Here is a 16,001-nt window from a genome sequence, read left to right as displayed (position 1 = left end):
GGACTGGGAGTCCATGACGATGTAGGCGCCGCCGTACGCCTTGCGCAGGATGAGCGAGATGCGCGGGACGGTGGCGTTGCAGTAGGCGTAGAGCAGCTTGGCGCCGTGCCGGATGATGCCGCCGTGCTCCTGGTCGACGCCGGGCAGGAAGCCCGGGACGTCCAGCAGGGTCACCAGCGGGATGTTGAACGCGTCGCACATCTGGACGAAGCGCGCGGCCTTCTCGCTCGCATTGATGTCGAGGACGCCGGCCAGCGACTGCGGCTGGTTGGCGATGATGCCGACGACGTGGCCGTCGACCCGGGCCAGCACGCACAGGACGTTGGTCGCCCAGCGCTCGTGGACCTCCAGGTACTCGCCGTGGTCGACGATCTCCTCGATGACCTTGCGCATGTCGTACGGGCGGTTGCCGTCCGCCGGCACCAGGTCGAGCAGGCTGTCGTTGCGGCGCGCGACCGGGTCCTCGCTGAGGACGGAGGGCGGCATCTCGCGGTTGTTCTGCGGCAGCAGCGACAGGAGGTAGCGGACCTCCTCGATGCACGACTGCTCGTCGTCGTAGATGAAGTGCGCCACGCCGGACACGCCCGCGTGGACGTCGGCGCCGCCGAGGCCGTTCTGGCTGATCTTCTCGCCGGTCACGGCCTGGACGACGTCCGGCCCGGTGATGAACATCTGCGAGGTCTCGCGGACCATGAAGACGAAGTCGGTCAGCGCGGGGGAGTACGCGGCGCCGCCGGCGCACGGGCCGAGCATCACCGAGATCTGCGGGATGACGCCCGAGGCCTTGGTGTTGCGCTGGAAGATGCCGCCGTAGCCGGCGAGGGCGGTGACGCCCTCCTGGATGCGGGCGCCGGCGCCGTCGTTCAGGGAGACCAGGGGAGCGCCGGCCGCGATGGCCATGTCCATGATCTTGTGGATCTTCTGCGCGTGGGCCTCGCCCAGCGCGCCGCCGAAGATCCGGAAGTCGTGGGCGTAGGTGAAGACGGTCCGGCCGTGGACGGTGCCCCAGCCGACGACGACGCCGTCCGTGTGCGGCTTCTTGGCCTCCAGGCCGAAGCCCGTGGCGCGGTGCCGGCGCAGCGGCTCCACCTCGTGGAAGGAGCCCTCGTCCAGGAGCAGGTCGATGCGCTCGCGGGCGGTCAGCTTGCCCTTCGCGTGCTGGGCCTCGGTGGCCTTCTCGCTCGGGCCGCGCCGGACCTTCTCGCGCAGTTCGTGCAGCTCGGCGACCCGACCTCGGGCGTCGGCCGGAATCTCCGGGATCTCGCCGCCGACCGGCGCCTCATGCACAACCGTCATCTCGAACCACTCCAAGGGTGAGGGAACTGTCCGACAGCCAACGTCTGCTGTGCCCCCGGCTGCGAATCACTTTCTTCACTTATGACTGTACGAGGGGCCGTGCGCTGGTTTCGGCGTCGATTCCGTACAAGGTCGGGAGCGTTTGGCTGTCAGGCCTGTACAGAAGCGACCGGACCTCACCCACTGCGCTCGGTGTCCGTTCGAATACCGGGGGTTGTCGGACAGATGATGGTCCGATGATCTGAGCATGAAGGAAAGCGCAGGTCAGGGCCGTCACCCGGGAGCGTAGGCGAGCCGACTGGGGCCCCGCTCAAGCGCCGCTAAAGTCTGGTGGGGCCACCGGTAGGAGTCGTGGTAGTAGGGCCACAGTCGTAGGGAAGCGCCAAAAACGCCACAGCCCACCCGACGCCTGCCGGGTGGGCTGTCCGAGGGATCCTCCGAACGGGCGGGTCAGCCCTTGTGGCCTTCCTCCGGCTCGTCCTTGCCCCGCAGTTCCCGTTCGCGGCGGCGCAGGTCCGCCTCCCACTGCTTGAGCATGTCCTCGTGGGCGTTGTCGGGCTTCTTCAAGGAGGCGAGGAACTCCGGGTCGTCGTCCGGCGCGAGCGGACGGCCGCCGCGCGGGCCCCCGTGCTCCGGTCGGCCGGAGGCCGGCCCGCCGCCGGCGATCCGCGCGCCGCCGCGCTGCTTGCCCGCCACCAGCCAGGCGATCGAGCCGACCAGCGGGAACAGCAGCACGATGATCACCCACACCACCTTGGGCAGGTGCTTCACCTCGTCCTCGGGCGTGGTCAGGCAGTCGATGAAGGCCCACACCCACAGGGCGAGCGGAACGACGAAGGTCAGGATCCTGAGCACGGCGGCGATCTCCCCCGGCGACGGCGACTGTGGCGGGCTGCGTCCTGGGGCCCTCCCCGGGGGCCCTTGACGGATCCAGGCTATCGGGTGGCGGATACTGACTGGCATGGCATACGACGATCTCCGCTCGTTTCTCCGAGCCCTCGACCGCGAGGGCGACCTCAAGCGCATCAAGGCGGAGGTGGACCCGCACCTGGAGATCGGCGAGATCGTCGACCGGGTGCAGAAGGCCAAGGGCCCGGCGCTGCTCTTCGAGAACGTCAAGGGCTCGTCGATGCCGCTCGCGATGAACGTCTTCGGCACCGAGCGCCGCCTGGCCAAGGCGCTCGGCCTCAAGGGTCCGGACGACATCTCCGAGAAGATCGCCGGCCTGCTCAAGCCCGAACTGCCGCAGGGCTTCACCGGCTTCCGGGACGCCTTCGGCAAGCTCGCCTCGATGGCGCACGTCCCGCCGCGGCACGTGAAGGACGCCCCGGTGCAGGAGGTCGTGCTCACCGGCGACGACGTCGACCTGGACGGGCTTCCCGCGCTCTTCACCTGGCCGATGGACGGCGGCTCCTTCTTCAACCTGGGCCTCACCCACACCAAGGACCCGGACACGGGCATCCGCAACCTCGGCCTCTACCGGCTCCAGCGGCACGACCGCCGGACGATCGGCATGCACTGGCAGATCCACAAGGACAGCCGCAACCACTACGCGGTGGCCGCCAGGCGCGGTGAGCGCCTGCCGGTCGCGATCGCCTTCGGCTGCCCGCCGGCCGTCACGTACGCGGCCACCGCGCCGCTGCCGGGGGACATCGACGAGTACCTGTTCGCCGGGTTCGTCGCCGGCGAGCGCGTGCGGATGGTCGACTGCAAGACCGTCCCGCTCCAGGTGCCGGCCGACGCCGAGGTCGTGCTGGAGGGCTGGCTGGAGCCCGGCGAGATGCTCCCCGAGGGGCCGTTCGGCGACCACACCGGCTTCTACACGCCGCAGGAGCCGTTCCCGGCGCTGAAGATCGACTGCGTGACGATGCGCCGCCGCCCGGTCCTGCAGTCCATCGTGGTCGGCCGCCCGCCGACCGAGGACGGTCCGCTGGGCAAGTTCACCGAGCGGTTCTTCCTGCCGCTGCTGAAGATCATCATCCCGGACATCGTCGACTACGACCTGCCGGAGGCCGGCGGCTTCCACAACTGCGTGATCGTCTCGATCGACAAGAAGTACCCGAAGCACGCCCAGAAGACGATGCACGCGATCTGGGGCGCGCACATGATGTCGCTGACCAAGCTGATCATCGTGGTGGACGCGGACTGCGACGTGCACGACTACCAGGAGGTCGCCTGGAGGGCCTTCGGCAACGTCGACTACAGCCGCGACCTGACGGTCGTCGAGGGCCCGGTCGACCACCTCGACCACGCCTCCTACCAGCAGTTCTGGGGCGGCAAGGCGGGCATCGACGCGACCCGCAAGCTCCCCGAGGAGGGCTACACCCGCGACGGCGGCTGGCCCGAGATGGTCTCCTCGGACCCGGCCACGGCCGCCCTCGTGTCGCGCCGCTGGAAGGAGTACGGGCTGTGAGCACGGGAGTCGGTACGCTCGGCAACGGGGGGCACGGCGAATCCCCCCGCACTCGCGGGGGCGTGTCGGCCTTCCTGCGCCTGGTGATGATCGAGCACTCGGTCTTCGCCCTGCCCTTCGCCTACATCGCCGCGCTGACGGCCATGTTCCTCGCCGACAAGCGGGTGCACTGGGGCCAGCTGTTCGTCGTCACAGTCTGCATGGTCGGCCTGCGGACCTTCGCGATGGCCGCCAACCGGATCATCGACCGCGAGATCGACGCCCGGAACCCGCGCACCGCCGGGCGCGAACTGGTCACCGGCGCCGTCTCGTTGAAGACCGCCTACACCGGCTCGGCGGTCGCCCTGGTGGTGTTCCTCGGCGCGGCGGCCATGCTGAACCCGCTGTGCCTCGCGCTCGCGCCGGTGGCGGTCGTGCCGATGGTCGTCTACCCCTACGGCAAGCGGTTCACCGACTTCCCGCAGGCGATCCTCGGGCTGGCACAGGCGATGGGCCCGGTGGGCGCGTGGCTCGCGGTGACCGGCAGCTGGTCCTGGGAGGCCGTCGTGCTCGGCGTGGCGGTCGGGATCTGGATCGGCGGGTTCGACCTCATCTACGCCTGCCAGGACGTGCAGTCCGACCGGCACGGCGGCGTGCGCTCGGTGCCGGCCCGCTTCGGCATCCCGGCGGCGATCCGGGGCGCCCGCGTCTGTCACCTCGTCACCACGGCCCTGCTGGCCTGGTTCGGCGTCCTCACCGGTGCCGGCGTGGCGTTCTGGATCGGCCTGCTCGTCGTGGCCGGCGCGTTCGTCTACGAGCACACCATCGTGCGTCCGGGCGACCTGTCCAGGCTCAACCGCGCGTTCTTCCAGACCAACGGCTTCGTCGGCATCTCGCTCTTCTTCTTCGCCCTGGTGGACCTGATCATCCGGGGTCTCGGAATCTGATCCGCAAGCCCCCGCCGGGCCGCTCGGCGGAACAGGGCCGCGCGGTCGGCGGATCTTCGCGGACCGGTGGGGCGGGCCGGTGTGCCGGTGTGCCCGCCCCGGGCTGACGGTTCGTCCATTCAAGCCATGGGATGGCGGATCAGCTGAGCGTCAGCCGGTCGCCCACCCTCAGTCGGCCCGGCGCGGCGACCTCCGCGAGGGCGTCGAGCCGGCCGTCGTGGGCGGCCACGATGGCCTTGAGCAGCTCCGGCGCGTGCGGGAGTCCCGGCTGGGCGGCGGAGGTCATGACGCAGCGCTCGCTGGAGCGGACGAAGGCGAGCCGGGCGCCGTCCGGGGCTTCGGTGCGCCCCTCGCGGCCGAACCAGCCGTCCTCGACGAACGGCGGGGTGCCGGGCGGGGTGCGCAGCACGATGTTGGGGCGGAACCGGCGTTCGTCGACGACGGTGAGCGGGGCGGCCTCGCGGGCCCAGTCGAGGGTGGCGGTGGTGACCACGCTCACCGGCAGCCGGTCGACGTGCGAGACGGCGTCCTCGCGGGCGAGTTCGACGTCCTCGCGCTGGAGGTAGGCGCGCAGGAAGGCGGTCGGGTCGGCGACCGGGCGGCCGAGCGGGTCGAGCAGGTCGGGGCCGTCGAGCCGGTGGCCGAGTCTGGAGGAGAGCCGGAGCAGGCCGTCCATCCGCCGGAAGCGGCGGGTGTTCTTGCCCGAGCCGAACTTGCCGGCCGCGTCGCGGACGGCGTAGAGGCGGTCGCCGGCCAGGCCGCGCCGCTCCACCTCGACGGAGTCGAGCCGCTCGCCGCCGGTGGACTTCACGGGGTAGCGCCAGAGTCGCTCGATCACTCCGATGATCTCTGCCATGGGCGGACAGCGTACCGGCGGGGTCGGGGGATGGTCTAGACCAAGTGGGGCGGGCCGGTCGGCCGGAGCCGGACGCCCCCGGAGCGCCCCGGAGAAGGGGCGGGCGCGACCCGGTCACCCCAGCCGGGCCACCGCCCGGACCGGTGCGCCGTCCGCCGCGACCAGCCGTAGGGGGAACAGCGAGACGTCCACCGGCAGCCCGGCCTCCTGGGCCTCCAGCAGGGCCCGCAGGTCGGTCAGGTTCTCCGCGATCACCCCGCCGCCGGGCGCCCCCAGCAGCACCCGGTGCGCGGCCAGGGTCGGCTCGTCGGCGGTCGGCTGGTCGTGCTCGTCGGCGAGGCCGGCGAGCAGTGCGGCGACCGCCGGGTCGCCCGGCCCCGGGTCGGGGGTGGGGTCGACGCTCAGCGCGTCCACGCCGACCGTGCGGACCCCGGCCGCGACGATCGCCTCGGCCGCGTCCGGGGTCAGGCTCGGGTGCGCGAAGTACGCGTCGGTGGCCCAGTGCCGGGCCCAGCCGGTGGCCAGCAGCAGGACGGTGCCCTCGCCCGCCCGCTCCAGCGCGGGCGCGAGCAGCTCGGGCGTGACGGCCGCCCGGGGCTCCAGCCCGCGCAGGTCGGCGACCACCGCGGGGCCCGTGAAGCGCGCCAGCGGGAGGCCGTCGAGCGTCGGCCAGGTGACGTCCACGTGGTACGGGGCGTCCACGTGCGTCCCCGACTGCGAGCCGAGGTGCAGGGCCAGCACGTTCACTCCGGCGGTCGCGGTGGTGAGCGCGGGTTCCAGCACGACCGCCGGATCGCCGGGGTAGACCGGCATCGCGGTGGTCACCTGGTGGGTGAGGTCGACGAGGGTCGCTGCCATGGCCTCATCCTCGCAGGGGACCGCGCGGATGCGGCCGCGCCGGGTGGGGCCGGATAGAAATGGCCCATGGGAACTGTGAAGCGTCAACCGTGGGTGGTCGGGGTCTCGGGCGCGTCCGGGACGCCCTACGCCGCGTCCGTGATCCGTGCGCTGCTCGCGGCCGGGGAGTCCGTCGACCTGATCGTCAGCCGGGCCGCCCGGCTCACCATCCTGGACGAGACCGGCATCTCCTTCCGGGACGCGCACTGGCGCAGCGACCTCGCCGAGTGGCTGGGCGGCGACGAGGGCCTGGACGACGTCCGCCACTGGTCCGCGGGGGACTTCGCGGCCGGCCCGTCCAGCGGCTCGTACCCGGCCAAGGGCATGCTGGTCGTCCCGGCGACCACCGGCGCGGTGGCCGGGATCGCGCTCGGCCTGAGCAAGGACCTGCTCCAGCGGGTGGCCAGCGTCACCCTCAAGGAGCGCCGCCCACTGGTCGTGTGCGTACGCGAGACGCCACTCAACGGGGTGACGTTGAAGCACTTGGTGGAACTGGACGCCCAGGGCGCCGTCGTGCTCCCCGCGTCGCCCGGTTTCTACGCGGGCGGCTCCACCGTGCGCGAACTCGTCGATTTCGTCGCCGGCCGGGTGCTCGACGCCGTCGGCGTGCCGCATTCCCTGTACCGGCGCTGGGAAGGGGAGTTGGGCGCCGCGGCGCGCCGCGGCGGCGTCGGCGCACCGGCGGCGGCTGAGGGGGAGTGAGGAAGCCGGGGGCGGGAGAGTATGTTCTCTGCGATATCCGGGTTGGTCCCTGCGCGGCGCCTTTGAATCCGGATAATGATCTGTGGGTCTGGTGAGGTTCGGAAGGACGCGGACGGTATATGGACACGGTGGACAGACAGCTCATCCAGGCGCTCCGGGAGAACGGCCGTGCGTCCTACGCCGAGCTGGGCCGGCTGGTCGGACTCTCCGGCCCGAGCGTCACGGACCGCATCAACCGCCTGGAGCAGGCCGGGGTGATCACCGGCTACCGCGCGACGGTCAACCCGGCCTCGCTCGGCTTCGGCGTCACGGCCCTGATCGGTCTCCAGCTGACCGACGCGGCCGACCACGAGGACGTCGCGTTCCGGCTGAAGGACCTCAACGAGGTCGAGGACTGCTGGTTCATCGCGGGTGACGACTCCTACATGCTCAAGGTCCGGGTGGCCGACGTGGCCGGCCTGGAGTCGGTGGTGAAGCGGATCTCGGGCACGAAGGGCGTGGCCCGCACCCGCACCACCGTCGTACTCTCCACGAAGTGGGAGAACCGGGTGAGCGATCTCCCTCCCGAAGGAGAGTGACGTCATGGCACTGGTCGGTCTGGAGGAGCTGCACGCGGCCCGGGAGCGGATCGCGGGGGTCGCGGTGCGCACCCCGCTGGTCCCCGCCCCGTGGGCGGCCGAGGGCGAGCGCCGCCTCTGGCTCAAGCCGGAGAACCTCCAGCCGACCGGCGCCTTCAAGACCCGCGGCGCCTACAACCGGCTGGCCGCGCTCACCGACGGCGAGCGGGCCCGCGGCGTGGTCGCCCAGTCGAGCGGCAACCACGCGCAGGCGGTCGCGTACGCGGCCGGGCTGCTGGGGATCAAGGCCGTCATCGTCATGCCGGACACCTCACCCGCCGTCAAGGTGGAGGCCACCCGCGGCTACGGCGCCGAGGTGATCCTCGTGCCGCCCGGGGAGCGGGACGCGCTGCCCGGCGAACTGGCCGAGCGGCACGGCTACGTGTGGGTGCCCCCGTACGACGACCCGTACATCATCGCGGGCCAGGGCACGGTGGGCCTGGAGATCGCCGAGGACGCCCCGGCCGCGCTGGACACCGTCCTGGTGCCGGTCAGCGGCGGCGGCCTGATCGGCGGGACGGCGGCCGCGCTCAAGCTCACCCGCCCGGAGATCCGGGTGATCGGCGTCGAGCCGGAGCTCGCGGCGGACGCCCGGGAGAGCCTGCGCACCGGCCGCCGGGTCGAGTGGCCGGTCGCCGACACCTACCGCACCATCGCGGACGGCCTGCGCACCCCGTCCGTCGGGGTGCTCCCGTACGAGCACCTGGCCACGTACGTGGACGACATCGTCACCGTCACCGAGGACGAGATCCGGGCCACCGTCGCCCTGCTGGCCCGCCGCGGCCGTCTGGTCGCCGAACCCTCCGGCGCGGTCGCCCCGGCCGCGTACTTCCACCGCGCCGAGCAGACCGGCGGCCGGGCGGTCGCGGCCGTGGTGAGCGGCGGGAACATCGAACCGGCACTGCTCGCGGAGCTGCTCGCGGCATAGGCGTACGCTCGTTCCGGCAAGGAATCGAAGTCGGAGGAGGCGGGTCACCGCATGGACGCAGGGCTCAAGCGAGAGCTGGAGGCGAAGGTCTACGCGGGTGAGCGGCTGACCCGCGAGGACGGGATCGCGCTCTACGAGAGCGACGACCTGGCCTGGCTGGGCGGCCTGGCGCACCACGTGCGGACGCGGAAGAACGGCGACGTCGTCCACTTCAACGTCAACCGCCACCTCAACATGACCAACGTGTGCAGCGCGTCCTGCGCCTACTGCTCGTTCCAGCGCAAGCCGGGCGAGAAGGACGCGTACACGATGCGCATCGAGGAGGCCGTCCGCCTCGCCAAGGCGATGGAGGTCGAGTCCCTCACCGAGCTGCACATCGTCAACGGCCTGCACCCGACCCTGCCCTGGCGCTACTACCCGCGCTCGCTGCGGGAGCTGAAGGCGGCCCTGCCGAACGTCTCGCTGAAGGCCTTCACCGCCACCGAGATCCACTGGTTCGAGAAGATCAGCGGCCTGTCCGCGGACGAGATCCTCGACGAGCTGATCGACGCCGGACTGGAGTCGCTGACCGGCGGCGGCGCGGAGATCTTCGACTGGGAGGTCCGCCAGCACATCGTCGACCACGACACCCACTGGGAGGACTGGTCGCGGATCCACCGCCTGGCGCACGGCAAGGGCCTGAAGACGCCCTGCACCATGCTGTACGGCCACATCGAGGAGCCCCGCCACCGCGTCGACCACGTCCTGCGGCTGCGCGAGCTGCAGGACGAGACCGGCGGCTTCCAGGTCTTCATCCCGCTGCGCTACCAGCACGACTTCCACGACTCCAAGGACGGCGTCGTGCGCAACCGCCTGATGGCGCGCACCGAGATGGCCACCGGCGCCGAGGCGCTGAAGACCTTCGCGGTCTCCCGGCTGCTCTTCGACAACGTCCCGCACGTCAAGGTCTTCTGGGTGATGCACGGCGTCACCACCGCCCAGCTGGCGCTCAGCCACGGCGCGGACGACATGGACGGCTCGGTGGTCGAGTACAAGATCACCCACGACGCGGACAACTTCGGCACCCCGAACAAGCTGGGCCGCGACGACCTGCTCGGCCTGATCCGCGACGCCGGCTTCCGCCCGGTCGAGCGCAACACCCGCTACGAGGTCATCCGCGAGTACGAGGGCCCCGACCTGACGCGCCGCGAGACCCCGCAGGCGATGCGCCTCTGACCCACCCCCACCTGTACGTTCCCGTCCCCCGGGCCGCACCGCCGGCCCGGGGGACGGGCGCCTTCACAGCTCCCGTACAACGCCCGGGTTTACCAACGGGTACGGCGTTTGGCAGGATCGGCCCCATGTCCGGTTCACATCGCGCCACCGCGTACCCGCCGTACGAGCCGTCGTACGGCGTGCCGCAGCAGCCGCAGGAGCCGCCGTACGGCTCCTGCGAGCCGTACCGGGAGCCGTACCAGGAGCCGGTCCACGAGGCGCCGTACGGCCATTACCAGCCGTACCAGCAGCCTGCTGACGGGTACTTCGACGCGTACGACGAACCGTTCCAGCCGCACGCGCAGGCGCCGGAGGCCTTCGAGGCACCGGAGCCGCTGTACTACGAGCCAGAGCCGCTGTACGAGCCCGAGCCGGTCCTCGTGTCCGTGCCCGCGCCGCAGGCCGCAGCGGCCCCCGCCACGGGCGCCAGGACGGCCGCCCGCGGCCGCCGCCGCAAGGCGAAGAAGAAGCGCCACGGCAAGGCCGTGATGGCCGGCACCGCGCTGCTGGTCGCGGCCGCCGCGGGTTGGTACACCGTCGGCCAGGACACCGCCAAGCCGGGCGTCACCACCGCCGACGGCCCCGGCCCCGAGGGCGTCAGCACGCCCGACCGGCCCGCCCCGGCCGCCGCCGCCCAGGCCGCCGCGGACCGGCAGAACCAGGCCGCGGTCGCCGGCCGGAGCGAGACCCGTGACGACGGCTCGGTGGCCGCGATACCCGGCCTCGGCGCGTCCTTCACCGCCCGGATACCCGCGCAGACCAACCAGGTCGTGGTGGCCACCGGCCAGGGCAAGGACACCGACAAGAACAGCGTGACGCTGTGGACCCGGACCCCGGAGGGCCGCTGGCTGGCCGGCGAGACCTGGCAGGGCCACAACGGCAAGAACGGCTGGACCACCAGCCACAACGAGGGCGACCTGCGCAGCCCGATCGGCGTCTTCTCCCTCACCGACGCCGGCGGCCGCAACGCCGACCCCGGCAGCAAGCTCCCGTACGACAAGGACCCGAGCTTCGTGGTCTCCGGGACGGGCTTCTTCGGCGACCAGCTGGCCGGCTCGTTCGACTACGTCGTGGCGATCAACTACAACCGGGTGCCCGGCTCCTCCCCGCTCGACCCGCGCCGCCCCGACGGCAAGTCCAAGGGCGGCGGCATCTGGCTGCACGTCGACCACGACGGCCCCACCCACGGCTGCGTCTCCATCCCCGAGGACAAGATGGCGCAGCTCATCCGCACCCTGGATCCGGCCGCCCATCCGGTGATCGTGATGGGCGACGCGACCTCGCTGGCGACCTGACCCCGGACGGGCCGCTGCGTCCGCGGGCCAAGCGGAACCCCAAGTGCCGCAACGCCCCTTGTCGGCTACCTACAGTTCACGGGGGCGGATCCTGTAGCCGATGGTGCCCGGCTGACCAGCGGGTAACCCGGTTGCATGGCAGCATGAGCGGTTCGCGCATCGTGGCACTCGGTCACTACCAGCCCCCCAAGGTCCTCTCCAACGACGACCTGGCGACGCTCGTCGACACGACCGACGAGTGGGTCCGCGCCCGGGTGGGGATCAGGACCCGGCACATCGCCGAGGGCGAGACCCTCGTCGACATGGCCACCGAGGCGGCCCAGAAGGCGCTGGCCCGCAGCGGCCGCACCGCCGACGAGATCGACCTCGTCGTGGTCGCCACCTGCACCGCCGTCGAGCGCAGCCCCAACACGGCCGCCGCCGTGGCCGCCCGGCTCGGCGTCCGGGCTCCGGCCGCCTACGACATCAACACGGTCTGTTCCGGCTTCTCGTACGCGCTGGCCACCGTCGACCACGCGATCCGGGCCGGCGCGGCCCGCCGGGCGCTGGTGATCGGCGCCGAGCGGATGTCCGACACCCTCGACTGGACCGACCGCTCGACCTGCGTGATCTTCGGCGACGGTGCCGGCGCCGCGGTCGTCGAGGCCCAGGAGGACGGCGCCGAGCCGGGCATCGGCCCGGTGGTCTGGGGCTCCGAGCCGGAGAAGGGCGACGCCGTGGTGATCACCGGCTGGGACCCGGTGATCAGCCAGCAGGGCCAGTCGGTCTTCCGCTGGGCCACCACCCAGCTGGCCCCGCTCGCCCGGCAGGCCTGCGAGCGGGCCGGGATCGACCCGTCCGAGCTGAAGGGCTTCGTGCCGCACCAGGCGAACCTGCGGATCATCGACGCGATCGCCAACAAGCTGGGCGTCACCGACGCGGTGGTGGCCCGGGACGTCGTGGAGTCCGGCAACACCTCGGCCGCGTCCATCCCGCTGGCATTCTCCAAGCTGGTCGAGCGCGGCGAGCTGTCGCCCGGCGACCCGGTCCTGCTGTTCGGCTTCGGCGGCGGCCTGGCCTACGCCGGCCAGGTGGTCCGCTGCCCCTGAGGCGGCACCGACACCGTCCGACACCTGGAGCGGAACATGCCGGTGGGCGGGCACCCTGTGTGAGGGGTGCCCGCCCACCGGCATGTCTGGCCCTGGCGCGCTGCGGTACGTCGGCGGACCTCCCCCGAGGACACGGCCGCCGTCCGTCGTTCCCCGGACAGGAGGCCGGGGCTGCGCGCGGGCGGATGGTCGGATGAGCGGATGGTCTACTTGGGCGCCTTCTTGCCGGTGACACCCAGGTACACCAGTGGAGCGAGGTTGGGCTTGAGGTCCTTGACCTTGACGCCCCAGGAGGTGAAGGCCTTCTGGTGCTCGGCCGCCGAGGCGAGCAGCGAGACCAGGGCCCCGGAGACGGCGTTGGGATCGAGTGACTTGTCGGCCTGTCCCTTCGCCTGGAGTTCCTTGACGGCATCCGCGAGCGGCTTGGCGACCGCGTTGAGGACGGTCATGCGGATCTTGAAGAACCGCTTGTCCCCTTCGGCGGCACCGAGCGTGACCACTCGGAGAATGGCGTCGTTCTTGCGCCAGAAGGCGAGGAATCCGTCGACCAGTTCTTCCGAAGTGGTCGGTCCGGACTTCCCTGCCCAGGACTTTCCGGCCACCAGCTCTTTGAGGGTGTCGGCGTCCTTGGCCATTTCCTCGGCGATTTCGAGGACAGCGCCCTCGACATCCGGGAAGTACTGGTAGAAGGTCGCGGGGGAGGTACCCGCCATACGGGCGACGTCGATGACCTTGACGTCCCGATAGGGCGACGTGCTGAGCATCTCGCGGAGGCAGTCGAGCAGCTTCTGCCGCGTCTCCTGTCCGCGTCGCCCGGCGACGCGACCGTCGACGGTGCGAACTTGTCCTGTCATGCCGTCAGCTTACCGTGGCACGATCTTGGCGCGATTCGGTGATGCGACTATTACTCCGCTCGGGGGTTCGTATAGGGGCATGAACCACTTCGGACGGATATTCACCGCGTCTCGATGTAGCCCCCCCGTGTGCTTTCGATCTCACAGCGTGACGGCGAGTCCGCTGAGGGGTGGTCGAGTGACAGAGCGTGACGAAAATCGGGGTGGGGTGACATGGGGTCGGTGAGCGCGTCGGACGGCCCGGGCGCAAGCCACCGGCGGAGCGGGCGTCAGAATCCGGCCGTTGTGCCACCACTGACCCGACGGTGCCGTCCGCCGGAGCCCCGCCGCTCATGGGCGGGGGAGGTTGGAGATGGGCCGGGCGGCCATGGAGAATCGGGTCCGGCACCACGCGGCGGGTGCCTGGACGGGGAGGTGGCAGCGGAGTGGACCAGCTGACGGCGCACGATCCGAGGCGGATCGGGCCCTTCGAGGTGCTGGGGCGGCTCGGCGCGGGCGGGATGGGCCTGGTCTACCTGGCACGCTCCGCCTCCGGCCGGCGCGTGGCCATCAAGACCGTCCGGGGGGAGCTGGCCGAGGACGAGCTCTTCCGGGTCCGCTTCGCGCGCGAGATCGCCGCGGCCAAGACGGTCGGCGGCTTCTACACGGCGGCCGTCGTGGACGCCGACGCCGACGCGCGCGTGCCCTGGCTGGCGACCGCCTACATCCCGGCGCCCTCCCTGGAGGACCTGGTCGAGGAGTGCGGCCCGCTGCCGGTGGACGCCACCCGCTGGCTGGTGGCCGGCATCGCCGAGGCGCTGCAGTCCATCCACGCGGCCGGGCTGATCCACCGCGACCTGAAACCCTCGAACGTCCTGGTGGTCGAGGACGGCCCCAAGGTGATCGACTTCGGCATCGCGGCCGGCGTCTCCAGCACCCGGCTCACCATGACCAACGTCGCGGTCGGCACCCCCGCGTACATGTCGCCCGAGCAGGCCCGCGACAGCCGGACCGTCCGGGGCGCCAGCGACGTCTTCTCGCTCGGCTCGCTGATGGTCTTCTGCGCCACCGGGCACCCGCCCTTCCGCGGCTCGAACCCGGTCGAGACGGTGTTCCAGCTCCTGCGCGAGCAGCCCGACTACTCGGGGATGCCGGTCGAGCTGATGGACCTGGTCCGCGCCTGCATGCGGCCCTCGCCCGAGCACCGGCCCACCCCGGCGCAGATCCAGGCCGAACTGGCCCCGCACCTGTTCTCCCGGGACGACGCCTCCGGCGAGGCCGGGGACTGGCTCCCGGCCAACGCGCTGGAGCTGATCGAGCGCAAGCGCGGTCGGCGCCAGCCCGCCGCGCCGCCCGCGCCTCCCGCCCCGCCGGTGGCCCCGCCGGTCGCCGGGCCGCTGCACCCGGCCGAGCCGCCGGTGCCCGTCCCGCACCGGCAGCCGTCGCACCAGGGCGTGCCGACGCAGCGCCCCGGCGTCGAGGACCCGCGCACCCAGCACCCGGGCGGCCACGCCCCGCCGCCGCTCGGTCCGGTGCACGTCCGGCCCGGCCAGGCGTCGGAGGCCGAGATCGCCACCGAGAAGATCCGCTCGCCCAACAAGCACCGGGCGCCCACCGACGGCGGCGCCGAGGTGCGGCTGCCCGGCGCGTCCGTGCGGATAGGCCCCGGGCCGCGGGCCGAGCACGAGCAGACCGGCCCCGGCGCCACGCCGGCCGAGACCGAGTGGGTGCGCCGGGCGGCCGCGCCGCCGGCCCGGACGCCCCTCCCGGCGCCCGTCCAGCCCTCGGCTCCGGCGCCGCGCTGGCGGCCCTGGCGGTTCCGGATGTCCAACGACGTCTGGGGCACCCCGGTGGTCGCCGACGGCACCCTGTTCGTCTCCTCCTTCGAGGTGCACGCGCTGGACATCGCCTCCGGCCAGCGCCGCTACAAGACCCGGGACGTGGCCTGGGCGCTCGCCGTGGACGCCGGCCGGGTGCACGCGGCCGACGGCCCGCACCTGTACACCGTGGACGTCGCGGACGGCACCGAGCGCTGGCGCACCTCGCTGGACGGCTGGGTCTACTCGCTGTCCGCCGCCGACGGCGTGCTGTGTTGCGGCGTGCGCGGCGGCGGCGTCCAACTGCGTTCGGCCGCCACCGGCGCCGAGCTGTGGCGCGCCGACGACGCCCAGCAGGACTACGAGAACCCGCAGTCCGGACCCGTCCTGGTGGCCGGCGCGGCGTACTACTACGGCGCCGGGCGGCTGCGCTGCGTCGACCCGCGCGGCGCGGGCCTGCGCTGGTCCTTCCCGGTCGGCGAGGACGTCCCGTCGCACCCCGTCGAGCGCGGCGGCGTGCTGTACGTGACGGCCGGCACCCGGGTGTACGCCCTGGACGCGGCGAGCGGCGTCGAGCGCTGGCGCTTCGAGGCGCCGGTGGTGCTCTTCACCCCGCCCGCGCTGGACGCGGACGCCGTCTACGTCGCCGACTACCTGGGCACGGTGTACGCGCTGGACGCGGCCACCGGCCGGGACCGGTGGCGCGGTGCCACCGGCAGCCGCCAGGGCGCCGAGCCGGTCGTGGTCGGCGAGGGCATGGTGCTGGTCGGCAGCGGCGAGGTGCTGTACGCGTTCGAGGCTGCGACCGGCCGGGAGCGCTGGCGCTACACCGCGCGCGGCGAGATCGTCGGTTCCCCGGCGGTCGCGGACGGCCTGGTCCACCTCGGCAGCCGGGACCACTCGCTGCACACGGTGGACCTGGCGAGCGGTCAGCTGCGCTGGGAACTCGGCACCAAGGGCGAGCTGACCGGCTCCCCGGTGGCGGTCGGCGGCCGGGTGTTCGTCGGCTCCAAGGACCGCTGCGTGTACGCGCTGGACGCCTTCTACGGGACGGCGGTGCCCGCCCGCTGACCGGGCCC

At 72.3% G+C, this 16,001-nt stretch carries 14 protein-coding genes; 9 read left to right on the top strand and 5 right to left on the bottom strand.

What is annotated here, in order from left to right; all coding sequences use genetic code 11:
- A partial coding sequence (locus PUR71_RS30565) for an acyl-CoA carboxylase subunit beta (protein WP_329930411.1) occupies nt 1-1,296 on the bottom strand: 1,296 nt, incomplete at its 3' end.
- A gap of 450 nt (nt 1,297-1,746) precedes the next feature.
- Nucleotides 1,747-2,151, bottom strand: coding sequence for a PLD nuclease N-terminal domain-containing protein (locus PUR71_RS30560; RefSeq protein WP_329930410.1), 405 nt, complete (start codon nt 2,149-2,151; stop codon nt 1,747-1,749).
- 106 nt (nt 2,152-2,257) lie between these two features.
- Between PUR71_RS30560 and PUR71_RS30555 the strand changes: the two genes are divergently transcribed.
- Together PUR71_RS30555 and mqnP are read left to right on the top strand one after the other, a co-directional pair.
- Nucleotides 2,258-3,709, top strand: coding sequence for a menaquinone biosynthesis decarboxylase (locus PUR71_RS30555; RefSeq protein ID WP_329930409.1), 1,452 nt, complete (start codon nt 2,258-2,260; stop codon nt 3,707-3,709).
- On the top strand, nt 3,706-4,635 hold the full coding sequence (gene mqnP / locus PUR71_RS30550) for a menaquinone biosynthesis prenyltransferase MqnP (RefSeq protein ID WP_329930408.1): 930 nt from the start codon (nt 3,706-3,708) through the stop codon (nt 4,633-4,635). The genes PUR71_RS30555 and mqnP overlap by 4 nt, the downstream gene beginning before the upstream one ends.
- 139 nt (nt 4,636-4,774) lie before the next feature.
- On the opposite strand, the gene PUR71_RS30545 is transcribed toward mqnP, so the two are convergent.
- Both PUR71_RS30545 and PUR71_RS30540 read right to left on the bottom strand, forming a co-directional pair.
- The gene (locus tag PUR71_RS30545; protein WP_329930407.1) at nt 4,775-5,491 is read right to left on the bottom strand and encodes an MOSC domain-containing protein; all 717 of its coding nucleotides are present in this window, start codon (nt 5,489-5,491) and stop codon (nt 4,775-4,777) included.
- Nucleotides 5,492-5,605: 114 nt separating this feature from the next.
- Nucleotides 5,606-6,349: a cyclase family protein gene (locus PUR71_RS30540; protein ID WP_329930406.1), complete on the bottom strand. Its 744-nt coding sequence runs from the start codon at nt 6,347-6,349 to the stop codon at nt 5,606-5,608.
- A gap of 66 nt (nt 6,350-6,415) precedes the next feature.
- Between PUR71_RS30540 and PUR71_RS30535 the strand changes: the two genes are divergently transcribed.
- From PUR71_RS30535 to PUR71_RS30510, 6 genes are all read left to right on the top strand, one after another.
- The gene (locus PUR71_RS30535; RefSeq protein WP_329930405.1) at nt 6,416-7,090 is read left to right on the top strand and encodes a UbiX family flavin prenyltransferase; all 675 of its coding nucleotides are present in this window, start codon (nt 6,416-6,418) and stop codon (nt 7,088-7,090) included.
- Between the two features lie 119 nt (nt 7,091-7,209).
- Nucleotides 7,210-7,668 carry an Lrp/AsnC family transcriptional regulator gene (locus PUR71_RS30530; protein ID WP_329930404.1) on the top strand — a complete coding sequence of 153 codons (459 nt, stop codon included), beginning with the start codon at nt 7,210-7,212 and terminating at the stop codon, nt 7,666-7,668.
- A 4-nt stretch (nt 7,669-7,672) separates the two neighbouring features.
- Entirely contained in the window at nt 7,673-8,635 is a 963-nt protein-coding gene (locus PUR71_RS30525) for a threonine ammonia-lyase (protein WP_329930403.1), read from the top strand.
- Between the two features lie 51 nt (nt 8,636-8,686).
- On the top strand, nt 8,687-9,850 hold the full coding sequence (gene mqnE, locus PUR71_RS30520; RefSeq protein ID WP_329930402.1) for an aminofutalosine synthase MqnE: 1,164 nt from the start codon (nt 8,687-8,689) through the stop codon (nt 9,848-9,850).
- Nucleotides 9,851-9,975: 125 nt separating this feature from the next.
- Complete coding sequence (locus PUR71_RS30515; protein WP_329930401.1) at nt 9,976-11,184, top strand: L,D-transpeptidase family protein; 1,209 nt, start codon at nt 9,976-9,978, stop codon at nt 11,182-11,184.
- A 143-nt stretch (nt 11,185-11,327) separates the two neighbouring features.
- A complete protein-coding gene (locus tag PUR71_RS30510) occupies nt 11,328-12,272 on the top strand; it encodes a beta-ketoacyl-ACP synthase III (protein WP_329930400.1) in 945 nt (314 codons plus the stop codon).
- 206 nt (nt 12,273-12,478) lie between these two features.
- On the opposite strand, the gene PUR71_RS30505 is transcribed toward PUR71_RS30510, so the two are convergent.
- Complete coding sequence (locus tag PUR71_RS30505; RefSeq protein WP_329930399.1) at nt 12,479-13,126, bottom strand: TetR family transcriptional regulator; 648 nt, start codon at nt 13,124-13,126, stop codon at nt 12,479-12,481.
- Between the two features lie 425 nt (nt 13,127-13,551).
- On the opposite strand from PUR71_RS30505, the gene PUR71_RS30500 reads away from it, so the two are divergent.
- Nucleotides 13,552-15,993, top strand: coding sequence for an outer membrane protein assembly factor BamB family protein (locus tag PUR71_RS30500; RefSeq protein WP_329930398.1), 2,442 nt, complete (start codon nt 13,552-13,554; stop codon nt 15,991-15,993).
- Nucleotides 15,994-16,001 lie beyond the last annotated feature (8 nt).

Origin of the sequence: Streptomyces sp. SP17BM10 (genome assembly GCF_036322405.1) — a bacterium.
In the GTDB taxonomy this organism is placed as follows: Bacteria; Actinomycetota; Actinomycetes; order Streptomycetales; family Streptomycetaceae; genus Kitasatospora.
Note: the sequence above shows the minus strand (reverse complement) of the source record. Positions and strands in the feature narration are given on the sequence as shown.